This window comes from Paracoccus aurantiacus (genome assembly GCF_007993065.1).
GTDB classification, from domain to species: domain Bacteria; phylum Pseudomonadota; class Alphaproteobacteria; order Rhodobacterales; family Rhodobacteraceae; genus Paracoccus; species Paracoccus aurantiacus.
In genome coordinates, this window is record NZ_VOPL01000008.1 from 107,056 (window position 1) to 128,778 (window position 21,723).

Sequence of the window (21,723 nt, forward strand, 5' to 3'; positions counted from 1 at the left end):
GCGGCACCCATGAAAAGCGCCGACAGGGGTGGCACGATGGTAGGCGAAGGTCAATAACGCCCCGGAACGCCGTGCGGCGCGGCAGGCAGGTGCAATCCGCCTGTCAGCCGTTCAGCACGCGCCGACGCGGCGCAGAATACCGGACCCTTTGGCGGCCCGGCATCGCAGGATGCTCAGAACGGCCTGACCGCCCACGGAACGAGGATTACCATCAGGATCACCGCAATCGCGGCGATTATATAGGGCAGGACCAGCTTCGAGAGCCGCGTGATCGAGATATTGCTGAGCGCTGCGGCGATATACAGGCCCGTCCCGACAGGCGGGGTCAGCAGGCCCAGAACCAGCGTCATCGACATCATCACGCCGAACTGGATCGGGTCGATGCCATAATTCGACATCGCGACCGGCAGCAGGATCGGGGTCAGGATGATCAGCGCGGCAATGCCGTCAAGGAACATGCCCACCACCATCAGCGCAAGCATGATCAGCAGCATGAAGATCGTGGGATCGCTGGTCAGCGACACGATGAAGGCCGCGACGGCCTGCGGCACCTGATTGAAGGTCAGCACCCAGCCGAACACCTTGGCCGCCATGATGAGAAACAGGACGATGGCGGTGTTCGTCACCGTCCGGTCGATAATCAGCGGCACGCGCGACAGGGGAAGTTCGCGATAGACCAGCCCGCCGAGGATCAGCGCTACGACGATAGCGACTGCGGCGCTTTCTGTCGGGGTGAAGATGCCCCAGCTGATGCCACCGATGATCGTCAGCGGAATCAGCATCGTCGCCAGTCCCGGCAGTGTCGCTTTCAGGCGCGAACCTTCGGGCAGGGGGGCGCCCTTGCTGTCGGGGTCGCGATGCTTTCCGGCCTGCCACAGCGCGATCAGCAGGATCAGCGCGAACAGCGTCACACCCGGCACAATCCCCGCGATTAACATGTCTGCGATCGAGACCTGGGCAAGAACGCCATAGATGATGAACACCATCGAGGGCGGAATGATCGGGCCAAGCAGCCCGGCGCTTGCAGTGATCGAGGCCGCATAGCCGCGGTCATAGCCGTCCTTTTCCATCTCCGGGACGACAACGCGAGACATGACGGCCATTTGCGCCGTCGCAGACCCCATGATCGCCGCAAGTGCGAGGTTCGAGATCAGGTTCACCACCACAAGGTTATGCGGCAGCGATTTGAGCCAGACACGCGCGGCGATGATGATGCGGCGTGTCAGGCCGCTTTCGTTCATCACCTCGCCCAGCAGAACGAAAAGCGGGATCGCCAGCAGATCGAAGCTTTCGACCGAGCCGAACAGGATCTGCGGGATCGAATTCAGGATCTGCAGATTGCCGGTCATCAGCACAAAAACGAAGGTCGCGGCCAGCAGGACAAAGGCAATCGGCATGGCCGCCAGCATGAAGGCGAGGAAGGAAAATCCGGTCACAATTGGGTTCCTTCTTCTGTGGCAAGCTCTATCGGTTTGTGTCCCGTGATCGCCTCGGCCAGGTCGGCGAGGACGTGGATCAATGCCGCAGCAGCGAAGACCGGGACGATCAGGTAGAAGGGCGCCTTCGGCCACCCGGTCGTGATGATCTGGTCGAAATCGACCATGGGCGAGGTCGCCCATCTCCAGGACGTCCACAGCAGCACCCCGAGGATCGCCGCGATCACCGCCATGACGGCGATATCGACGATGCGCCGGATGCCTTCGGGAAGCCGTTCGGTCAGCAGCGTCACCCCGATCTGCGCGCGGTCATGCACGGTGATCGAGGTCGCGACGAAGGCAAGCCAGACAAGCAGGATCGCGGCCAGTTCCTCGGCATAGACGATGGGCCGGCCCACGACGTAACGCATCGTGACATTCGCGACGATCAGCGCCACGAATGCCACGACAAGCAACCGGCTGGCCCAGCGTTCAACGCGGGCCAGACCGTTCGACAGGGCCGACAGCCAGCTCATTTGCCTTCGACTTCGCCAAGGAAGCGCTGGATGATCTCGTCATCCGCGAAGCTGTCGCGCACGGCCTTGTTGGCATCCGCAAAGACCTCGGCCCCGTTTTCCAGCGTCACGATCTCTACCTTGCCGTCAAGGGCCGCGAGGTTGGTTTTCTCGGCTTCGACCTGCTGCTGGGTGCCCCAGGCGAGCGCTTCGTTCGCGACTTCGGTATAGGCGGTGCGCTGTTCATCGGTCAGCGAATCCCAGGTGGTCTTGCTGACGACAAGCGCCGCAGGGAAGGGCATGTGGTTGGTGATGGTCAGGCCCTTGGCAACCTCGTCGAACTTCAGCCCGACAAGGGCGTCAAGGTCGATGTCGATGCCGTCCAGCAACCCGCTTTGCAGACCCTGATAGACCTCGGTCAGGTTGACGGGGGTCGGAACCGCGCCAATGGCTTCCCACCAGGTTTTCATGGCCGGGAAGGGCACGATCCGCATCTTCTTGTTCTGAAGATCGGCGGGGCTGGTGGCCGGCGCGTCCTTCATCAGGATGTGACGCTGACCCGCGAAGGTATAGCCGAGGCCGACCAGACCGGCCTGATCCAGTTGCGCCAGCATATCCTTTGCGCCCTGCGTGTCGGACGCGGCGGCGGCGGCTTCAACATCGGCGAACAGATAGGGCGTGAACCACCCCTGCATCGAGGGCGCGCGCAGGCTGGTAATCGCGGCAGTCATCAGACCGCTGTCCAGAAGCCCGCCGGACATCTGCTGGAACATTTCCTGTTCGACGCCAAGCTGGCCGCCGGGGAACACGGCGATCGTCAATTCGCCGTCCGTGGCCTCTGGCAGCTTTTCGGCCATACGCTCGGCAACCTTGGTCCAGACATGGCTGGGCGGGGTGATAAGGCCCATGCGCAATTCACGCGCGGCCGCGTCCTGCGCAAAGCCGGCAGAAATCAGCGCGGTGGTGGCAAGCGCGGTGGCCATGATGGTGCGGCGGGTAAGTTTGGTGATCGACATGCATTTCCTCCCAGCTGTCGTCTTGTTTTAACAGTATTTTCTCAGATTGCGTCGGGTTGTTTCGCAGGATGTGCATCTGCGAAGGCTGGCAGCGCATCGCAGTTCTGCCTGATCTCGCGCAAACGGGGATAGGGCGTCAGATCAAGCCCGAAACGGTCGGCGGCGAACAGCTGCGGCATCAGGCAGATATCAGCCAGACCCGGCGTATCGCCGAAGGTGAACGCCCCGCCATGCGTCTGCGCTGCGGCAATCGCCTCGCAGGCGTTCAGCCCGTCGCCGATCCAGCGTTGGCACCAGGCATCCGCGCCGGCCTGATCCTGCCCGTAATTCTGCTTGATATAGTTCAGCACACGCAGGTTATGCAGCGGATGGATCTCGCAGGCGATGATCTGCGCGAAGGCGCGTGCATGGGCGCGACCGACCGCGTCAGGGGGAAGCAGGGGCGGTTCGGGATGGGTTTCATCCAGCCATTCAATGATCGCCAGCGACTGTGTCAGGACCGTGCCGTCCGTTTCCAGCGCGGGCACGAGGCCTTGAGGGTTCAGTTCGCGGAACGCATCTGATTTCTGGGCGCCGTCGCGCAGGTTCACGAATTCGGTCTCGGGCCGGATGCCCTTCAGATTGAAGGCGATCCGGCAGCGATAGGCCGAGGATGACCGGAAATAGCCATGGAATTTCATTCCGGCGCACCTATGGTCAGTTCGACCGGGTCGAGCCCCTCGATCGTGCCGCGGATGACGGCGCCGGGCAGAACCGCACCGACACCTGCGGGCGTCCCGGTATAGATCAGATCGCCCGGTTCGAGGTGATAGAATTTCGACAGGTCCGCGACCAGTTCCGGCACCGACCAGACCAGATCGGCCAGCGTCGCATCCTGCTTGACCTCGCCATCGACGCTAAGCCGGATAGGTTGCTCGGCAACGGCAAAATCCGCCGCAGGTGTGATCGCCGAGATGACCGAGCTGCCTTCGACATCCTTGCCCAAATCCCAGGGCCGCTGCTTGGCGCGTGCCGCCAATTGCAGGTCGCGCCGCGTCATATCAAGCCCGGTCGCATAGCCGTAAACCGCATCCATCGCCTGATCGACGCCGACACGGAAAGCGGGCTTGCCGATGGCGACGACGAATTCCATCTCGTAATGGAAATTGTCGGTTCCGGGCGGGTATGGGTATTCCTGGCCCGTCGGCAAAATCGTCAGCGGCGATTTGGTGAAGTAGAACGGCGCTTCGCGGTCCACCTCGACCCCCATTTCGGCGGCATGAGCGGCATAGTTGCGGCCCACGCAGAAGATGCGGCGCACCGGGAAACGAGCGGCTTCGCCTTTCACGTCAACGGTCGGCCATTCGGGTGCGGCAAAAACAGTCTGTGTCATCTCTGGCTTGGTCCTTTCATTCGGTTCCGCATCGTTCAGTCGCGGATATAGGTGGCGATTCCGTCGGGGCCGATGTCGAAGTTCATCAGATCCTCGCCCACTGCCAGCGGGCCGCCATAGGTTTCGCGTGTCTGCGCGACGATCTCGGGCAGCGTAAGCTCGGGGTATTCGGGGTTCGAGAGCATGACCAGATGCGTATAGGCAGCCAGCCGGGGAGAGGCCGCCGCGAAGATCTGACCGGCCTGCTGCGGCGTCGTGTGATGGGCGATGACGCGTTTCGCGTGGTCTTCCTCAAGCAGTCCGGGTTGCGCCGCGCCAAGTTCGTGGATCAGAAGATCCGCGCCCTTCGCATTTTCGGCGATGCGCTCGTCATAGGTCGTGTCACCCGAGATGACGACCTTGCGCCCGTCATATTCGGCCATCACGCCATAGTTCGGCTTGATATTCTCGCCGTGATTGGTGGCAAATGCGGTCACCTTCAGCCCGCCCTCGTCAAAGATCACGCCGTCTTCCGAAATCTCGGTCGTCTCGATTTTCACGCCGTCGGGCGGGTTGCCCTCATCAACGAGGCGAATCTGGATGTCGCCGTCATAAGCGGCCTGAAGCCCGTCGGTCAGCGCCTTGGTACCGACCGGCCCAATGACGCGCATTGGCGCGTCGCGACCACCGAAGGGGCGCGCAATCCAGCCGGTCAGCCACAGATCCGCAAGCCCGGAGGTGTGGTCAGAGTGGAAATGCGTGATGAAGGTCGCATCAATACTGCCGATCGGAACCTTAGCTTGCCACAGCCGGACGGGCGCGTTGCGGCCGGCGTCGATCAGCACGCGTTTTTGACCACCTTCGATAAGGATCGACGGGCCAGAGCGGTCGGGCCGGGGCGCAGGGCTGGCAGTGCCCAGAAGCGTGACCATGAAATCGCCCGCCTGTGCGGGAACGGCCATGAGGCATGCTGTTGCGGCGGCGATAGCGTAGCTGAGTTTTCCGATCATTTCAGGCTTCTCCGTCTATTTTCGTTTCAGTTTCGGGCCTTGGCGGCAGTCACGCGGACGCCCTCGGGCAGATCGCGCAGGCGGGCGCCCGCGTCGAGATCGAGCGCTGCCTGCCACAGCGCATCGGCGCGCAAAGTCGCGGTGTCGCGTGCGCTGATTTTGTGCCCTGCGAGTGTGACCGGGGCGTCCCAGTCGTCGTCGCCCAAATCGCGCCAGACCACGTTGAGGTGGATGTCCGCGTGGTTGACAAGATGGCGCAAGGCGCGCGGGGGCAGCGTCTCGGCCAGATCAAGCGCGGCTGCGTCGGTTGGCGCGCGGTCGCCCTGCTGGCCCGTCGCATCTTCAAGGGCCTGCGCGATTTCTCTCGCCTGCAGGGCAGAGGCGGCGATGACGCGCCGGCGGCTCCATCCATCGCGGGCGGACGGCGCGGCAAGCTCCGTATCGTCCAGACCGTTGATGAGGCGCGCCATATAGGCGACGCCGCGCCGCGCGAGTTGCAGCGCCTCGGCTGGGGCAGCCGCCGCGTCATAGCGCGCGCCGGCCCCTTGCCGTGCGCGCAGATCAGCGCGGGCCTGTTCCAGATCGCTCATTCCGCGCTTTCGATCAGCGTGCGGTGAAAGTTCAGCCGCTCCATGATCGGGGCGTCGGAAAAGCGGAACAGGTCGAACTGCGTCTCGGCTTGCAGCGACCAGGGCACCCAGGAGGGGATGACGAAGATGTCGCCGGTATCGAGCGTTGTCGTCTCGCCATTCATGGTGACGGCCCCGCGACCCTCAAACACCTGAAACACGGTCGAGCCGACCTCGCGCCGGGTCGGTGTCTCTGTCCCTTCGCGAAGGCGGTGGAACTCTGCCCGGATCGTCGGCATCACGTCGCCGCCGGTCGTCGGGTTGATATAGCGCACTGCGGCATGGCCCTGTTCGACCGTGGCGGGTTGGCCCTCGTCCTCCAGCAGCAATTGCTGGGTCAGCGCGGCGTCGGTGAATTCCCAGCGATAAGCGCCGATGGGGCTGGCAACGGTGTCCTGCAACTGCGACAGCGGGCGCAGACCCGGATGACACCACAACCGCTCGCCCCGAGAGTAGCGCGGGGTGGCATAGTCGGTAACCCGGTCGGCGCCGAATTCGAAGAAGCCGACATCGTTCTGGAAGCTGAAGGGGATATCCAGCCCGTCGATCCACGCCATAGGGTTGTCGGTGTCGTTGTGATGGCCGTGAAAGCACCAGCCCGGTGTCAGCAGGAAATCGCCCCGCGACATGCGCACGGGATCGCCGTTGACGACGGTCCAGACGCCCTCGCCTTCCACGACGAAGCGAAAGGCGTTCTGTGCGTGCCGGTGTTCCGGTGCAGTTTCGCGCGGGCCGAGATACTGGATTGCGCACCAGAGCGTCGGCGAAACGTAAGCCTCGCCGCCGAGGCCGGGATTGGCGAGGCCGATTGCGCGCCGCTCGCCGCCGCGTCCAACGGGAACCAGATCGCCCGATTGCTTGGCGAGGGGATAGAGCGTGGACCACTTCCACACATGCGCGACCGCCTTCGGGCGCGGGTGAACCGGCATCAGGTCGCCCAACTGCGTCCAGAGCGGGTTCAGATGATTGTCCTTGAAGCCCTGATAGAGCGCACGAAGCTCTGCCGAGTCTTCGGGTTGCATCGCATTATCCATGGTGACTGCCCTCCCTCATGCGAATCGCCATATTGATAAGCATACGTATAAAACGCATACGAATAAATAGTGTTCTTGCCTTTTGGCCGCCTGACCGCCAAATTCCGGTCATGGACCACCTCACCGATCTTCCGGGGCACTTGATTCGAAGGCTGAATCAACTGGCCGTCAGCGCATTCACCGCCGAAGCGAAAGCCGCGGGGTTCGACCTGACGCCGGTTCAGTATGGTTCACTCGCGACGATTTTTGCGGAGCCGGGGATAGATCAGGCGACGCTGGCGGCGCGCGTGGCCTATGATCCGGTCACGATTGGCGGTGTGGTTGCAAGGCTGGAGGCACGCGGCTATCTCGACCGCCATGTCAGCCCCGAGGATCGCCGCGCAAAACTGCTGACGCTGACGCAGCGGGGGGCGTCGGTCGTGCAGACCATTCAGCCAGCGGTCAGGGCTGCGCAGCAACAGATCATCGCTCCGCTGAGCCGTCCCGAGCGGGCGGAATTCCTGCGCATCCTTCACAAGCTGACCGCGACCGAGAAAACTGCCGAGACAGAGCGCGCCGCGACCGAAGCTTGAAGCGGTGCGGCGACGCGTATTCTATCGCGACAACTCACGCTCTGCGGCAATTGCCGCCTCGATATGTGCCTGGCGGGTCTGCAGCATGCCGGTCGCGTCATGGACATAGCCGCTGCCGCGCAGGATTTGCTGCAAGGTCTGGTCAGTTCGATACCCGTCCAGCAGCGCAGCTATATCCGGTTCGCGGCCCGAGGGGTAATTTTCGGCCAGAAAGCACCCCTGCACGACCCCTGCCAGCAGCGCCGCCTGCCGCGCCGGATGCCCGGCGATCCCATCGGCGCGGAAGAGATCGCGGTAAAGCGACCCCCAACCGGTCCGCCGCGCAGCCCGGTTCTTGAGCTGACCGAGATAGCGGGCGTAAAGCGCGACGTTTTCCAGTGCGGTCAACCGCGCGTCATGCGCCGGTGCGGCGTCACCAAGCCAAAGCGACAGCCTTTGCGGCAGTGGCATCACGCCACCTTCGGACGGCGGTCCGTCGTCGAAATTACCCTCGCAGAAGATCAGTGTCACAAGATCAAGCAGCGTTAATTGCTGATCGCCCGGCGCATTCAGCGCGGCATTCGTCTGTTCCACCACGCGCACCAGCCCGTCGCGATTGCGCGTGACAAAGCCTTGCCTGCCAAGGCCGTGCCATTCCCAATCCTCCGCAACCGCATCGCCCTGCGCGATCAGATGCGGTGCCGAATAATGTCTCACATATCGTTCTGCCCGATCCATGTCGCTGAGCATCGCGGGTTCCAGAAGCGCGACACGGATGCCGAAAGGCGATGTCCCGGTCAGCGAGTCGATGAACTTGCCGTCGAAGGCGCAATCGACGGTGGTGATATATTCCCCGTCATCGCCCACGGCCTCCATCCCTTTCGGCACATAAAGATGCGACAGGACACGTCGCTGCCCGACCAGATAGGTGACGCCGCCCCGCTCTCGGTCGAACGAGATGATGGGCCGAAAACCTAGGTCTTGCAAAGCGAGCAGCCTGCTTTGGCGCAAAGGGGTGTTCGTGTCGCCGAAGACCAGCCAGTCTTCGCTGATGTCCACGATCTCACCGAAGATTTCGATGATGCGGTCAATGACCCGTGCCGCGACTGCGCGCCTGAGGGCGGCGTTGATCTTTTCGCCGATGAACAGGGGAAGCAGCCTTATGCTTGCAGGTTCGCTGCGTTGCAGGGCCGTGACGCGGAAACAGGCCGGGAAGCTTGGAAAGATCGGGCCGCTGAGATTTTGCAGCGCCATGTCCTGCTGTGCGCGTAGCCGCCACAGTTTCGCCACCTCGTCGGGCCAGACCAGACGTTCGACCTCTACCGTTTCGCGGTTATAGACGATCGCCGTTCCGGGCTGGGCCGGATGGATCTCATCCTCGGCAAACACGCATTCGTAGGACTGGCCAAACTGTTCACGCAGACTGGCCAGCATCTGGCGCGTGGATTCGGGCGAGATGCTGTCCATGATCCAGATATCCTGCGTCATATCCGCAAAGACAGTGGCAATCCGGCGCAAGGTCGCCTGATCGTGGCGCAGCGCGTGCAGCCATTCCATGTTCCAGACCGCGATATCCAGATCCTGCCCGGTGGCGTTGATTGCGCGCACGACAGTATCCACCCCTGCCGAGGCATAACCGGATTCGACCGTGGTCAGGCGACCGCGCACGCCGTAAGGCCCGACCAGAGTGTCGATGTCACGAAAATGGGTCAGCACCTCGCGGATGGCTGTGTGATCTGCCCCGCCGCCACCTAGGCGCCGCTCCAGATCATTCGCGATGGCCGAGATCATGATGCCTTCATTGGCCACCCGGTAATCGCCGCCATCCTGAAGCTGGCGCTCGCGGGCCGCGTGACGGAGGTCCATCTGCTGCCGATCGCACGAGGCGTGATGCAGCGCGCAAAGCTTTCCCTGCCGCGTCAGCACCGGCGCACCAGAGGACCCGGTTTCCGTATCGGCGGCATATAGAAGCAGCCCGACATCGACATTCAGGATCTCGGTATCGTCGACCGATGCCTGCTTGTAATCGCCATTCGGGTGATGGATCAGAAACACCGGCTCGAACGGCCGCCCCGTGAAAGAGCCGCGCGACATCGGGATGAAGCCATAGCCGTGCGGCGCATCTGCCGCCAGACGCACGAAGGTATAGTCCAGCCCGTCCGTCGCGCTGCTGGTGATGAACAGACGTTCAGGCGCGAGGCGCAATTCGCTGCGTGGACCTTCGGCGGGGTCTTCCAGCCGCAGCAACTGTTCTGTAGTGCGTTCATATTCGAAATCCAGCTTGGCGAGGGTGGCGGCCTCGGCGCTGTGCAGGACATGGTTGTTCGTCAGCAGCAGGTTCGGACCGACCAGAAAGCCGGTGCCGCTATTGTCGCCCGAAAGGCCGCGAAAATTGGTGCCGCGCCAGGTGATCCGGCAGACGGCGCGGCGATAATGCGCAAGCAGATCCAGAAGGCTCGCGTCGATCAGGTTCCTGATCCCGACGCGGGCTTCGAACCCGTCAGCTTCGCCCCAGCCCTCAAGCATCTTCTGCGGTCGGTGGATGCTGGGATTGCCGTCAAGTCTGGAAAAAGGTTCGTTCTGCCAATTGCTGAAAAAATCGACTTTCATCGCAAGCTCCTAAAAATCGATATTCATTCCGCGCGTGTCGATATGCACAAAGCTGTTGTAACGCCCGATCCCGCCGCTGAATTCCGGCCGCGAGGCCCGCACCTCTTTTGCGATACGGTGCCAGTCGCTGACCGTTCCTTCGGTCGCGGCCCAGTCGATCGCGTTGAAACGAAGGTGCTGACTCCGCGACCTGCCACCGACGCAGGCGTTATATTCCTTGTTTCGATAGACGCTGAGAATGCGGATCGGGCAGCCGAGCCTGTCACGGATTTCGTCGAGCATCAGCATCGTCGGCACGATATTGGGCCAGAGCGATGCCGGCGGAAGTGCGTTCGAAGCGGCGCATTTACCTGCGCTGTTGCTTCCGCCGAGATACAGGATTTCGGCCATATTGAAGTGCCGCAGGTCTTGCAGCGTAAAGAAATCGCTGAAACCCGCCGCGTTGAAATTGCTCGATTCGAAGCCGCCGGGGGTGCGGAACGCTTCTTCCAGAATTTCGATATCGCTCTGAGGGTCCTGGCCAAAGCCCGACATGTCCAGCCCGTCGGTCGGGTTGATGAAGCGGTCCTCTCCCGCATCGGGGTCGCCTGCATCTGCCTGCGATCGCTGGCGGACGGCGTTGCGGTAAAGGGTCTCGACAAGATCGCTGGAGGCTGCCGGTATCGCGGCGGACCCTGCATCCGACAGGATCATGCTGCCGTCAACATGGCCCCTGTCACGTCGTGCTTCCGCAGCCGGGATTGCCGCAGATTCAAAAAGCGGCGTTGCCGGTCGGTCCAGATGAGCGCGGACTGCATCGAGAAGCGGCTGCGCCGCCCGTGCGAAGCCTTCATCGCTTGGATGAAGCTCGTCATGCCAGTCCTTCGTGCGCCCACCGACAGCGCCGGACAGGTCGGTGAAGCGGTAATTGTCGTGATGCTTAGCAAGTGCCGAAAGACTGTTGCGGAAATGTTCGACAATAAGCCGGATGACATCGCGCCCGACATCCAGCGGAATACCCTTCTCCTCGAACGGTTTTCCAAAATGCTTTTTGCCTTTCAACGGAAACGGCGTGTCATAGCCGTGGCCAAAAATAACCACATCCGGAAAATTCAGCGCCACATCCTGAAGAATGCGCCGATAGTATCCGAGGATTTCGTCAGAGGCGCGTTGCAGCGCCGATTTGTTCAGCAGCTTTTCCGCGCTGAGCCCCTTTTGATAGCGATGCAGGAAATTGAACAGTCTGCCATCGCCAAGCAGATCGTTGCCACCGCCCGACAGAAGCATGACACGTGCGCCGCTTTGGCGTAACGCGTCATGATATTCGCGCCGCACCGCCATATGTTCGACCAGGTCGCCAGCCGCGCCGAGCGAAAGCGTTGCGAAATCTGGTTGGGCCATAACGTTGTCGATGATGTCGCGCAGAAGCAGCGGGTATTGGAACCAGCTGTCGCCTTCGGAGACGATGTGCTGTCCGCGAAACCCGCCAAGAAGCTTCACCCTGTAGCTGACAAGCCGCGAGCCGCGGGCGATCCGGTTTGACCAGTTGATCGCGGCATCGCCTTCGAATGAATCGGTCCCGAGTTCGTCCTGATATTCGGGACGCAGTTCGATGGCTGCATCAAATGGTTTGTCAGACCCGTCGCTGGGTTCGTAAAGCTGATGAAGAAGCTGGTCCAGCTTCTGTTGATCGTTTGCGGCAATCGCCCGCTTTATTTCAAGATCTATTTCTTTCGCTAATGACATTGATTCAACCTCGGTAACACAATTGATAAACAAAGGTTAACACTGAATAGGCGAATCGTCATTTGCAATAATTATTATTGCAAAAAATTATGACCATTAGTCAGTCATTTTGCGCTGCGGCATCAGGACTGATGCCGCAGCGCCTTTACCAATGCAGCGAATGCCGGTGAATGCTGGCGACGACTTGGATAATAAAGATAGAAGCCGTCCCATAGCGGCGAGTAATCGCGTAGCACGATCTGAAGTTTGCCTTCAGCGACGTCCTTGCTGACCAGATCTTCCGGCGCAAATGCCAGCCCGAATCCGTCGCGCGCCGCATCGACCACGTCATAGATATTATTGAAAACCAGCCGTCCTTCGACCTTTACGCTGATTTCTTTACCACTCTCTTCCAGCTCCCACGCGTAAAGCCCGCCGCGGGTTGGAAGGCGCAGATTTATGCAGTCGTGCTCGGTCAGGTCCCCTGGACTTTTCGGCACCGGAAAGGACCGGAAATAGGATGGGGCACCGACGACGACGAAGCGGATATCGGGGCTGATCCGGGTTGCGATCATGTCGCGCGCGACCGCGCTGCCCATCCGTATGCCGGCATCGAAGCGGTCGGCGACAATGTCCTGAAGGTTATAATCGACGCTGAGTTCGATATTCACCTCGGGATATTCGCGCAGGAACTCGCGCAGCCTCGGCCACAGGTATTCGCGGATCTGATAATCGCCGGCCGTGATGCGGATGGTTCCGGCCACGCTGTCGCGCAGGCTGCCAAGGCCGTCAAGCTCTGCCGCGATTTCGTCGAAATGCGATCCTATCCGGTTCAGCAACCGCTCTCCTGCTTCGGTCGGGGAGACGCTGCGGGTTGTGCGTGTCAGCAGGCGGATATCAAGACGTTCCTCAAGCTGGCGCACCGTATGGCTCAGCGCGGATTGTGAAACGCCAAGCCTGGCGGCGGCCTTGGTGAAACTGCGCTCGCGCGCGACTTCCAGAAACGCGATGAGATCGGTCATGTCCTTGCGCTGCATTGATGAGATCCCCGCATGAGTCGGGGTCCATCCTAGCAGTCCGGGACTGCCGCCTACAGGGCGCGCGACGGCCATCAGGGGGTTATGATGATCGCGCCGGTGATGTTCCGGCCCTCGGCCGCGCGGTGCACGTCGACGATGTCCGAAAGCGGAAAGCGAGCGCCGATATCGACGGCGACATGACCCCTGGCGATTGCGTCAAACAGGTCTGCCGCATTGGCTTGCAGCGCTTTCGGGTCGGCGTTGCGCGGGAAAACGCTTGTCGCGGTCAGGTAAAGCTCCCCCTTCGCGCGCAGCAGCGCGGTGTCAATCGCTGGCGGCGCGCCAGAGGCAGAGCCGAAGCTGACGACCGTGCCGAAAGGTGCCGCACAGTCCAGCGATTTCAGCAATGTCGCCTTGCCGACGGAATCATAGATTGCCTGCGCCTTTCGCCAGCCCGTCGCGCGCAGGAAAGCCTCTGGCCAGTCGTCCGCCCCGGTGTCGATTGCGCCAATCGCGCCCGCATCCAGTATCGCAGCCGTCTTAGTCGGGCTTCCGGTCGTTCCGATGACATCGACGCCCATCGCCGTCGCCCACCGCGTCATAATCTGCCCGACGCCGCCAGCGGCGGCATGAACCAGTATCAGATCGCCGGGTTTCGCCGCAAAGGCGGCGCGCAGCAGATATTGCGCCGTCAGCCCCTTGAACAGCAGCGAGGCCGCCGCCTCGTCGCTGATCTGATCCGGCAGATGCACAAGCCTGTCAGCCGACACATTGCGCGCATCCGCATAGGCCCCCGTCCCGGCATTCATATAGGCCACGCGATCGCCGATAGAGATATCCGTGACGCCGTCGCCCACGGCTTCGACCACGCCCGCCGCCTCGAACCCTAGACCCGAGGGGAAGGTCAGCGGATAGGTGCCGCTGCGCTGATAGACGTCGATATAGTTGAAGCCGATAGCGGTGTGGCGAATGCGGACTTCGCCGGGGCCGGGCGGTGGAAGCTCGCCAGCGACGATGCGCATCACCTCGGGCGGTCCTGCGCTGTCGATTTCGACACGATTGATCTGAGGCATCATCGATCCTTTCCCAAGCGCGCTTCTCGATCAGATCCGGGAAGCGCGTCTGCGCAGTTCCGCCATGGTGGCGTTCTGTGACTGGTAGCGCCGGGCGCGTCACTGCGCCAGATACTGCTCGTCCGTGACCGGCTCCATCCAGTCCACGACCGATTCGTCCTGCGGCTGGTTGACCACGATATGGCTCATCGCGGTCTGGTCGGTCGCGCCATGCCAGTGCCGCACGTCCGGCGGGCACCAAACAACATCGCCCGCATTGATCGTCTGGCGCGTGCCGCCGTCCTCTTGCGTCCAGCCGGTGCCGGAGGTCACGAGAATGGTCTGACCGCGCGGATGGGTATGCCAGTTCGACCGCGCGCCCGGCAGGAACGTCACCTCTGCCATGCTGAAATCGCGGTCCTCGCTTATGTCGATTGTCGGTACGACAAACGCGGTGCCGGTAAAGGTTTCGGACGGGCCAAGCACAGTTGCGCGGTCGGCGGCCGGGGTAATTGTGCCCTCCTGCGCGACGGCAGGGGCGGTGGTGAGCGCCAGAGCGAATGCGGTGACAATGATCTTCATGACATATCCTTTCCTTAGCCTTCGCGGCTTGCAAAGACGTCCTTGAACACGGGCAAAGCCGAAAACACGTTCGGCCAGTTCGCGTAGAAGGCAAGCTGGGTCAGCGCCTCGGATGCCTCTTCGCGGGTCAGGCCGTTATCCATCGCGCGGTTCAGGTGATAAGTGACCTGCGCGGCCTGACCATTCGCCACGAGCGAGCTTACGGTGACGAGACTGCGGTCGCGCGGCGCCAGTTCCGGCCTGAGCCACAGATCCAGAAACAGCGGGTCCTGCGTGAAATCGACGACGCCTTGCGAGGTTTCGCCGAAATTCTGCTGCACGTTCGTTTGGCGAGAATCCTCGGCTTCCTGATCGAGGGGCAGCAATTCCGCATCTGCGGCGGGCAGATCGGCTGCCGCGATGCCGCGTTCGTCATACAGCGCCGCCGCATATTGCGACGCCTCGACGGCATTGTTCCAGCCGGCATAGAACGCCAGATGCGTGATGATGCCAGACAGTTCGGCGGGGGTGACGCCGTTATCAAGCGCGCGGGCAAATTCGTTCGGCTGAAGTTCGGTCTTACCGGCACCAATCAGTGCCGCAACGGTCACAATGCTGCGGTCACGGGGCGAAAGCCCCTCGCGCTGCCACAGGTTGCCTTCGACGATCTCTGCGTCATAGGCAGCAAGTGCGGGGGCCGCGCGTTCCAGCGGCGATTCAGTCTGGGCCACGGCCGCCGCTCCGCTGAGCGACAGGGTGATTGCAATAGGGCCGAGCAGTTTCATGTCATTCTCCTTTTGCGTTCGGCACCAATATCGCACCCCACGTTCATGCGCGTTAGTGGGGTAATTGAGCATAAGCCTATGAGAAAAATTCATGAAACTTTGCATACGGCTTGCGGTGGAGGGCGGCACGAGACAAGCGGCCGCGCCTGCAAGATCGACATTCTCGCGGCTGGGGCCTGTCACCTTGCGCGATGGGCGAAATCGCGCCGCTGCCGCGCGGGAACTGGTCGATCATCCGGGCATTGATCCATCATCAAACGGATAGGAGATTCCGATGTCGAATGGCGTGACGGAAAATACCGCAGAGCATCGCTTCGAACTGCCGCTCGAAGATGGTGAAATTGCCGCTGCCTATTACCGCGTAGATGAAAACGGAAACCTCGTTCTTAACCATACCGAGGTGCCTTCCGAATTCAGCGGCAAGGGCATCGGGACAAAGCTGGCGACCGGCGCGTTCGACCTGATCCGCGCATCTGGCCGGAAGGCTGTGCTGACATGCAGCTTCATGCAGCACTTCTATGCCGAGAATCGCGATTACAGCGACATTGTTGTCGGCTGACCGATCGGCCCAAGCGGTGCGCGCTTCGGCGCAGAAGCGTTTCTTATCGCGCCTCGGTTCCGACCGTTCCGCATCGTGACGTCATGTCAAAGCCGATGCGCTGCATTTCCAGCAGGAACGCGCGCCAGACATTGTCGCGCACATCCTGACTGCCGTTCCGGATCGAGCGTAGGTGCGGCTGGCGGATAAGCGCCCCGCGAAGCGCGGAATCGGTGGGCGTGTCGGCGCTGCCGGGGGCAAGGATGGCAAGGTAGTCTTCGCATGCCATGCGCCGCATGGCCCGAACGCTCGGCCCGTCCGCAAGATGCGGATGAATATATTTCGCCGACATCCGTTCTGCCATGTCGATGGCCAGAAGCGTTGCGGGGCTGTCGAAAGTCAGCGTGATTTCGTCATCCTGACGCTCCGCACCGGGAGGCGGAGACGAGAGGTCGCGCGCAGTGATCGCATCGAGGCAGGCCCGCCCTTCGGGCAACGGCGCGCACAGCCAGCCGCCCTTCGCCGCGACATCTTCAGCGGCAATGTGGCAGGGCTGCTGCGCTGCATCGGCATCGCCTGCCTGGTCAATCCTGCACCTCGCCATATCAATGGGCAGTTCCGGCCAGTCAAAGCGAAGCGACAAGCCGCCCGTCAGCCTTCCTGCAGGCATCGCCTGCGCACCCGCAAGTGGCGCAGCCTGCGGGGCGGGTTCGATGACCTTGCCGAGTTCCGTAACCGCGGCGCTGAACATCGACGGCACAGCGACAAACCCGCCATCGGTCAGGATGAACCCCGGCAACCGATCATCCATGCGCCGTGCCTGCCACGCGCCATCCCGCAGAAGAAGAACGACTCCGGTGCGCAGATGGGCTTCGATGACGCGACCATCTGCGGGATGCGGGGCAGGCACGTCCATATAGCGCACGGCCCCGATCTGCGCCCGCAATCCGATCGCGCAATCTGCGTCCTCGCCCACATTCGCACCATGACAACTGAGCATTATGTTCGGACTGTCCTGGGTATCGTCGCTGCCGTTCGGAAGGTCCTGCGGTTCCAGAACCGAAATCTCGGTCGCGGCGCTCGCGTCCCGCGAAGCCGTGGCGGCGGAGAAGACGAAATCAGGTTTCGCAAGCTCGGTCACCGTCGGGGCCGGGCGCAGCGCGGGTGTCGCGTTCAGTCGGAACTGGCGGTTCAACAAGGTGCGTTCGACCGTTATCAGGCCGGTGGCCGCTATAGCGGGATCAGCCTGTCTGGTCTGCACATCTCGTGCCTCGTCCAGCATGAATGGCGTCCATGATGCGAACATCAGGGCGAACAGCGTGATCCAGACCATCCGGCCACGCTGGACGCCAAAGAAGAAGGATGCACCGCGAAACCAAGTGCCAAGCCGCGCTGACGAGCGGCGTATCGGCGGCACAAGCCAGCCGAACAACCATATGAGCGGACGAAGCAGGATCAGCCACAGCAGCCAGAAAATCAGGACCTGACCAAGCGCGATGCTGACGGCGGTAATCGCGCCAAGCGCGAAATCAGCGAAGCTGTCGCTGTATCGCATCAGCCTGAACACGGAGAGAATTAAGATCAGCGCGCCGAGCAATTTCCACAGGCCGCCTCTCTTTCGCGACGGGTCGCGGCCCTGTTCGTCCTGCGCCGCGGCGCGGGAAGGCCGCCCGGAAAGACGTTGCAGGAAATGCTGCTGATAGGTGCGTTCCGCGTAAGGGTGGCGCCGCAGGAACCCGACCCCGTCCCGGCGCCATTCCAGCCGATCCTCGATCTGTTGCACCCATTCAAGCGGCGGCCGACTGCGCTTTTCGCCGTCATGCTGTTCCAAATGACGGATAAGCGCCGCTTCAAAGTTACGCAGGACGCCCGGATCATAAAGCGCTGGCGAGACCAGCAACGCTGCCCAGACGGCCCGGCTGTAATTCGGTCGGTCCAGCAGATCAGCGACGCGCTCGTGGAAATATGCGGGGTCACTGGTGCTGCGCCACGGGCGGATCTGCGGCTTGGGACGGGAAAGCGGCCCTTGCTGATGCGCATGCCCGCGCCCCTCATCGGGTGCGGCTTCGGCTGGCGCGGGTTCGTGCGTTTCTGCTTCGGCCTCGTCCGCAGTTTCGCTGCGCGCCGGATCTGCGGCAACTGGCTGTTCGTCGTTGCCGCCCCGAGACGGGTCCTCGTTCTCATCCTCCTCGAATGGCGGAGCGGATGAGCTTGACGCCGTCGGATCGTCAGCGTCATCCCGCGCCGAAAGTTCGCCGATGTCGCGGACGCGCTGGCGTGGCGTGCGGGTCCGGGCTTCGCTAGGCGCTTCCGGTTTGGTCAGCCCGCTCAGCACCGATTTGCGCCGGTGCCCGCCCGATCCGGTCTGGCGCAGCGCAAATTCGTAGGCATGGCGCAAACGCGAAAAGCCCTCGACATCGTCGCCGGCGGCGCTCAGCGGCTTCAGCCGCGCGGCATAGGCGCGCCGCACCGTTTTCGCATCGTCTGTCGGCGCAGCCAGACCAAGTTCGCTCCAGGGCCACCCGATCTCGTCAGATGACATAATTTTCTTCTATCTGGCGGGCGATGTCGTGAAGCTTGTCGCGTTCGGCGGCGATCAGGCGTGGGTCCTGCGTGGTGAGCGCAGCCTGAAATGTGTGGATGAGTTGCTGCAGATATTCGCGGTCCTCACCCAGCAACATCTCGTGCAGGTGCTTCAGCGTCTCCATCAGGGCCACATTCTCGGCCTGATCGCGCGGATCGATCTTCAGCGCCTCCATCATCTTCAGGCGCTTGGCTTTTTCGGCTTCTGACATCGCGGCCGCGAGATTGTCGATTACGTCGGAATAGTTTTGCCCGGTGGAGTGGACCTTGACGTCCACCGCCAGCAACCCGCTGACGTCATAGGTGAACCTTACATCTATGCTTTCTTTGCCGCGTTCGCCGCGCGGGACATTTACGGCAATTTCGCCGAGCATAATATTTTCCGACGCGATTGCGGATTCGCCCTGAAGGATCTTCACCTTGATCCTGGTCTGGTTGTTCTGGACTGTCGCGAAGCTGTCACTGCGGCTTGCGGGCAGGATGGTGTTGCGCTCGATCAGGGGCTGGAAGCGGTTTTCCAGAAACTTGCCGTTGATTTCGTTGGCGACCTCGATCCCCAGCGAGAAAGGCGAGACATCGGTCATGACCACGTCTTTCAGTCCCTCGTGGCGCGCGACAAGCCCGGCCTGAACCGCGGCGCCAAGCGCAATCGCATGATCCGGGTCGCCGGCGCGGTCGGGAAGTTGCCGGAAGATCCGCGCGGCCATCGCACGCACCGCCGCCATGCGTGTGGCACCACCGACAAGGATGACGCGGTCGATATCGTCGATGTCGATGCCGGAATCGTAAAGGCTCGCTTCGATGGGGCGGCGCAGGCGGGCCAGAAGATCGGCCGTCGCGTCGTTGAACTCATCAGGGGTCAGTGACAGCGTGACCTCGCGACCTGCGATGCTGGTCTGCACATGCGATTCCTCGGCGGTGCTGAGCCGTCGCTTGATGTCATCGGCCAGCACGACCATTTTTTCGCGGTCCGGCGCTGACAGGGCCGACCATGACATATCCGCCTTCTGCGCAAGATGCTGCGCGATCCGGGCCGTGAAATCCTCGCCGCCAAGCCAGGCATCGCCGGAACTTGCGCGAACCTCCATGACGCCGTCGAACATCTCAAGGATCGAGACGTCGAACGTGCCACCGCCAAGATCCAGCACCACGAAGGTCGATTCCGCCTCTCGGTCCAGCACCCCTGCGGCCAGTGCGGCTGCCGTCGGCTCGTTGATGAGGCGGCGCACCTTGAGGCCCGCGATCTCTGCCGCGTCCTTCGTGGCCTGCCGCTGAAGCCCGTTGAAGTAGGCCGGAACAGAGATCACTGCCTCGGAAACCGGTTCGCCCAACGCGGCCTCGGCATCCGTTTTCAGCGATTTCAGCACCATCGCCGACAGCTCAACCGGGGTATATTCCCTGCCGCCCAGACTGACCTTCTTGGTGGTGCCCATCAGGCGTTTGAAGCGTGCCGCCGTCAGGTCAGGGTGACGCGCCATGCGCATCCGCGCAGCCTTCCCGATCAGCATGGTGCGACCATCATCGGCGACCCCGACCACCGAGGGGGTCAGCATCTCTCCAAGCGCGTTCGGCAGCAGCCGTGGACCATTTTCGTCGAACACCGCGACCAGCGAGTTGGTCGTCCCGAGATCAATCCCGACGCAGGTCATCAAATTCACCCCTTAATAATCACCGTTCCGTTTGAAGCTGCGTCAAACTGGCATGTCAATCTGCGCTGAGGACGAATTTTCGTATTCAATCTGAAAATGAATGCCCCTTGGGCCAAGACGACGCTCAACCTGACGATGTCCCGGCCTCGTTCGGCAGGGCCAATAATATCGCCCATTATCAATGCCCGTCGGCAAAATCCCGCCTTTCGCGGCAATATCCTGCCCCGACTGTCTTGGCACCGTCGCACAGAGCCGCCAACATGCCCGCGATTTTGACGATCTTTTTTAGTTCACGAGGCCTTATGAACGCACCATTTCGCCAGGCCGAACGTCTCGGCCGTTTGCACACGGTGCTTGGCGCGGATGTTTTGTCTCTGCTTCGTTTTGACGGCACGGACCATCTGAACGACCTTTTTGAATACCGGGTCGAGGCGCTTTCGACGCGCGACGATCTTGATTTCGATGCGCTGATCGGGACGCATGCGACGGTCGAGATCGAGGCGCATGACGAGATGCGGCCGTTTGACGGCATCGTGACAAGCGCACGCTGGGCGGGTGTGGGCGAGAACGGGCACCGTTACGACCTGACGCTGCGGCCATGGTTCTGGCTGGCGGGCAAGCGCCGCAATCAGCGGATTTTCCACGACATGACGGTTGTCGAGATCATCGGGGAATTGCTGTCCGACTATGCCGGTCTCGGNTTCTTGCCGATATTGTCGCTGAGTGATTTTTTGTTTTGGGGGTTCCGATGAACGCACCATTTCGCCAGGCCGAACGTCTCGGCCGTTTGCACACGGTGCTTGGCGCGGATGTTTTGTCTCTGCTTCGTTTTGACGGCACGGACCATCTGAACGACCTTTTTGAATACCGGGTCGAGGCGCTTTCGACGCGCGACGATCTTGATTTCGATGCGCTGATCGGGACGCATGCGACGGTCGAGATCGAGGCGCATGACGAGATGCGGCCGTTTGACGGGATCGTGACAAGCGCGCGCTGGGCGGGTGTGGGCGAGAACGGGCACCGTTACGACCTGACGCTGCGGCCATGGTTCTGGCTGGCGGGCAAGCGCCGCAATCAGCGGATTTTCCACGACATGACGGTTGTCGAGATCATCGGGGAATTGCTGTCCGACTATGCCGGTCTCGGCGATCCGGCGCTGGAAGTCCGGCTGAGCCAGGGCTATCCGAAGCTGGAATACACCGTGCAATACCGCGAATCCGATCTGGATTTCGCCCGCCGCCAGATGGAGCGGCACGGGATCAGCTTCCATTTCAGGCACGCCATGGGCAGCCATACGCTGGTGCTGACCGATGACGTGCTGGCGCATGAGGAGATCGGCGCGCGCCCGTTCAAGCGCTATGACGGGCACCACCAGTCCGAGCAGGAGCATTTCTGGGAATGGGCGCCGGAACGCAACCTGACGACGGGTGCGATCCGGCAGGTGGATTACAATTTCAAGAAGCCGACGCAGTCGATGGAGACCGAATCGCTTGGCGACGCGGACCATGCGGAAGGCCAGATCGAAAGCTTCGACTATCCGGGCGACTATGCCGATCAGGGCGTCGGGCGGATCGTTTCGGCGCTGCGCATGGCGCAGGAACGCGGCGGCGACCGTCGGAACCGGGCGATCGGGGATTGCGTCTCGCTGGGTTCGGGGATGCGTCTTGTGCTGTCGGGCGACCGGATCCCCGGCACGGGCGA

At 62.0% G+C, this 21,723-nt stretch carries 20 protein-coding genes; 4 read left to right on the plus strand and 16 right to left on the minus strand.

Annotated features, from left to right (window positions below):
* Window positions 1-173: 173 nt before the first annotated feature.
* From FQV27_RS16245 to FQV27_RS16280, 8 genes are read right to left on the minus strand one after another with little or no spacing between them, the layout of a single operon-like run.
* Complete coding sequence (locus FQV27_RS16245) at window positions 174-1,436, minus strand: TRAP transporter large permease (RefSeq protein ID WP_147100571.1); 1,263 nt, start codon at window positions 1,434-1,436, stop codon at window positions 174-176.
* A complete protein-coding gene (locus tag FQV27_RS16250) occupies window positions 1,433-1,951 on the minus strand; it encodes a TRAP transporter small permease (protein WP_147100574.1) in 519 nt (172 codons plus the stop codon). The genes FQV27_RS16245 and FQV27_RS16250 overlap by 4 nt, the downstream gene beginning before the upstream one ends.
* A complete protein-coding gene (locus FQV27_RS16255; RefSeq protein ID WP_222611718.1) occupies window positions 1,948-2,946 on the minus strand; it encodes a TRAP transporter substrate-binding protein in 999 nt (332 codons plus the stop codon). The genes FQV27_RS16250 and FQV27_RS16255 overlap by 4 nt, the downstream gene beginning before the upstream one ends.
* A gap of 41 nt (window positions 2,947-2,987) precedes the next feature.
* Complete coding sequence (maiA, locus tag FQV27_RS16260; RefSeq protein WP_147100576.1) at window positions 2,988-3,626, minus strand: maleylacetoacetate isomerase; 639 nt, start codon at window positions 3,624-3,626, stop codon at window positions 2,988-2,990.
* Window positions 3,623-4,318 carry a fumarylacetoacetate hydrolase family protein gene (locus FQV27_RS16265; protein WP_147100578.1) on the minus strand — a complete coding sequence of 232 codons (696 nt, stop codon included), beginning with the start codon at window positions 4,316-4,318 and terminating at the stop codon, window positions 3,623-3,625. Before FQV27_RS16265 ends, maiA begins: the two co-directional genes overlap by 4 nt.
* Window positions 4,319-4,353: 35 nt before the next feature.
* A complete protein-coding gene (locus FQV27_RS16270; RefSeq protein WP_147100580.1) occupies window positions 4,354-5,307 on the minus strand; it encodes an MBL fold metallo-hydrolase in 954 nt (317 codons plus the stop codon).
* Between the two features lie 26 nt (window positions 5,308-5,333).
* Complete coding sequence (locus tag FQV27_RS16275; protein WP_147100583.1) at window positions 5,334-5,897, minus strand: maleylpyruvate isomerase N-terminal domain-containing protein; 564 nt, start codon at window positions 5,895-5,897, stop codon at window positions 5,334-5,336.
* Window positions 5,894-6,958, minus strand: a complete 1,065-nt coding sequence (locus FQV27_RS16280) for a cupin domain-containing protein (protein WP_147100585.1) — start codon at window positions 6,956-6,958, stop codon at window positions 5,894-5,896. The genes FQV27_RS16275 and FQV27_RS16280 overlap by 4 nt, the downstream gene beginning before the upstream one ends.
* Before the next feature lie 122 nt (window positions 6,959-7,080).
* Between FQV27_RS16280 and FQV27_RS16285 the strand changes: the two genes are divergently transcribed.
* Window positions 7,081-7,542 carry a MarR family winged helix-turn-helix transcriptional regulator gene (locus tag FQV27_RS16285; RefSeq protein WP_147100587.1) on the plus strand — a complete coding sequence of 154 codons (462 nt, stop codon included), beginning with the start codon at window positions 7,081-7,083 and terminating at the stop codon, window positions 7,540-7,542.
* A gap of 21 nt (window positions 7,543-7,563) precedes the next feature.
* On the opposite strand, the gene FQV27_RS16290 is transcribed toward FQV27_RS16285, so the two are convergent.
* The 6 genes from FQV27_RS16290 to FQV27_RS16315 form a co-directional block, all read right to left on the minus strand.
* On the minus strand, window positions 7,564-10,131 hold the full coding sequence (locus FQV27_RS16290) for a trypsin-like serine peptidase (protein ID WP_147100589.1): 2,568 nt from the start codon (window positions 10,129-10,131) through the stop codon (window positions 7,564-7,566).
* 9 nt (window positions 10,132-10,140) lie between these two features.
* Window positions 10,141-11,856 (minus strand): YcbK family protein, encoded by a 1,716-nt coding sequence (locus FQV27_RS16295; RefSeq protein ID WP_147100592.1) that lies wholly within the window; start codon window positions 11,854-11,856, stop codon window positions 10,141-10,143.
* A gap of 122 nt (window positions 11,857-11,978) precedes the next feature.
* A complete protein-coding gene (locus FQV27_RS16300; protein WP_147100595.1) occupies window positions 11,979-12,872 on the minus strand; it encodes a LysR family transcriptional regulator in 894 nt (297 codons plus the stop codon).
* Window positions 12,873-12,946: 74 nt separating this feature from the next.
* Window positions 12,947-13,927 carry a quinone oxidoreductase family protein gene (locus FQV27_RS16305; protein WP_147100597.1) on the minus strand — a complete coding sequence of 327 codons (981 nt, stop codon included), beginning with the start codon at window positions 13,925-13,927 and terminating at the stop codon, window positions 12,947-12,949.
* Window positions 13,928-14,026: 99 nt separating this feature from the next.
* Window positions 14,027-14,488, minus strand: a complete 462-nt coding sequence (locus FQV27_RS16310; protein ID WP_147100599.1) for a (R)-mandelonitrile lyase — start codon at window positions 14,486-14,488, stop codon at window positions 14,027-14,029.
* A 14-nt stretch (window positions 14,489-14,502) separates the two neighbouring features.
* Window positions 14,503-15,252 (minus strand): carboxymuconolactone decarboxylase family protein, encoded by a 750-nt coding sequence (locus tag FQV27_RS16315; RefSeq protein WP_147100602.1) that lies wholly within the window; start codon window positions 15,250-15,252, stop codon window positions 14,503-14,505.
* A 274-nt stretch (window positions 15,253-15,526) separates the two neighbouring features.
* On the opposite strand from FQV27_RS16315, the gene FQV27_RS16320 reads away from it, so the two are divergent.
* Window positions 15,527-15,811 (plus strand): GNAT family N-acetyltransferase, encoded by a 285-nt coding sequence (locus FQV27_RS16320; RefSeq protein WP_147100604.1) that lies wholly within the window; start codon window positions 15,527-15,529, stop codon window positions 15,809-15,811.
* 43 nt (window positions 15,812-15,854) lie between these two features.
* On the opposite strand, the gene FQV27_RS16325 is transcribed toward FQV27_RS16320, so the two are convergent.
* Both FQV27_RS16325 and FQV27_RS16330 read right to left on the minus strand, forming a co-directional pair.
* A complete protein-coding gene (locus tag FQV27_RS16325) occupies window positions 15,855-18,332 on the minus strand; it encodes an ICP22 family protein (protein WP_147100606.1) in 2,478 nt (825 codons plus the stop codon).
* Window positions 18,322-20,022 (minus strand): Hsp70 family protein, encoded by a 1,701-nt coding sequence (locus FQV27_RS16330; RefSeq protein ID WP_147100608.1) that lies wholly within the window; start codon window positions 20,020-20,022, stop codon window positions 18,322-18,324. Before FQV27_RS16330 ends, FQV27_RS16325 begins: the two co-directional genes overlap by 11 nt.
* Window positions 20,023-20,324: 302 nt before the next feature.
* On the opposite strand from FQV27_RS16330, the gene FQV27_RS16335 reads away from it, so the two are divergent.
* Together FQV27_RS16335 and FQV27_RS16340 are read left to right on the plus strand one after the other, a co-directional pair.
* Window positions 20,325-20,774, plus strand: coding sequence for a contractile injection system protein, VgrG/Pvc8 family (locus FQV27_RS16335; RefSeq protein ID WP_246133139.1), 450 nt, complete (start codon window positions 20,325-20,327; stop codon window positions 20,772-20,774).
* The coding region (locus tag FQV27_RS16340) for a type VI secretion system Vgr family protein (protein ID WP_147100611.1) at window positions 20,771-21,723 on the plus strand (953 nt) is incomplete at its 3' end. The genes FQV27_RS16335 and FQV27_RS16340, both read left to right, overlap by 4 nt.

Coding starts and splice junctions, on each gene's coding strand:
- FQV27_RS16315 (WP_147100602.1), bottom strand. CDS start 15,252: ATGAAACTGCTCGGCCCTATTGCAATCACCCTGTCGCTCAGCGGAGCG.
- FQV27_RS16295 (WP_147100592.1), bottom strand. CDS start 11,856: ATGTCATTAGCGAAAGAAATAGATCTTGAAATAAAGCGGGCGATTGCC.
- FQV27_RS16290 (WP_147100589.1), bottom strand. CDS start 10,131: ATGAAAGTCGATTTTTTCAGCAATTGGCAGAACGAACCTTTTTCCAGA.
- FQV27_RS16300 (WP_147100595.1), bottom strand. CDS start 12,872: ATGCAGCGCAAGGACATGACCGATCTCATCGCGTTTCTGGAAGTCGCG.
- FQV27_RS16310 (WP_147100599.1), bottom strand. CDS start 14,488: ATGAAGATCATTGTCACCGCATTCGCTCTGGCGCTCACCACCGCCCCT.
- FQV27_RS16305 (WP_147100597.1), bottom strand. CDS start 13,927: ATGCCTCAGATCAATCGTGTCGAAATCGACAGCGCAGGACCGCCCGAG.
- FQV27_RS16325 (WP_147100606.1), bottom strand. CDS start 18,332: ATGTCATCTGACGAGATCGGGTGGCCCTGGAGCGAACTTGGTCTGGCT.
- FQV27_RS16280 (WP_147100585.1), bottom strand. CDS start 6,958: ATGCAACCCGAAGACTCGGCAGAGCTTCGTGCGCTCTATCAGGGCTTC.
- FQV27_RS16265 (WP_147100578.1), bottom strand. CDS start 4,318: ATGACACAGACTGTTTTTGCCGCACCCGAATGGCCGACCGTTGACGTG.
- FQV27_RS16255 (WP_222611718.1), bottom strand. CDS start 2,946: ATGTCGATCACCAAACTTACCCGCCGCACCATCATGGCCACCGCGCTT.
- FQV27_RS16285 (WP_147100587.1), top strand. CDS start 7,081: ATGGACCACCTCACCGATCTTCCGGGGCACTTGATTCGAAGGCTGAAT.
- FQV27_RS16270 (WP_147100580.1), bottom strand. CDS start 5,307: ATGATCGGAAAACTCAGCTACGCTATCGCCGCCGCAACAGCATGCCTC.
- FQV27_RS16320 (WP_147100604.1), top strand. CDS start 15,527: ATGTCGAATGGCGTGACGGAAAATACCGCAGAGCATCGCTTCGAACTG.
- FQV27_RS16250 (WP_147100574.1), bottom strand. CDS start 1,951: ATGAGCTGGCTGTCGGCCCTGTCGAACGGTCTGGCCCGCGTTGAACGC.
- maiA (WP_147100576.1), bottom strand. CDS start 3,626: ATGAAATTCCATGGCTATTTCCGGTCATCCTCGGCCTATCGCTGCCGG.
- FQV27_RS16330 (WP_147100608.1), bottom strand. CDS start 20,022: ATGACCTGCGTCGGGATTGATCTCGGGACGACCAACTCGCTGGTCGCG.
- FQV27_RS16275 (WP_147100583.1), bottom strand. CDS start 5,897: ATGAGCGATCTGGAACAGGCCCGCGCTGATCTGCGCGCACGGCAAGGG.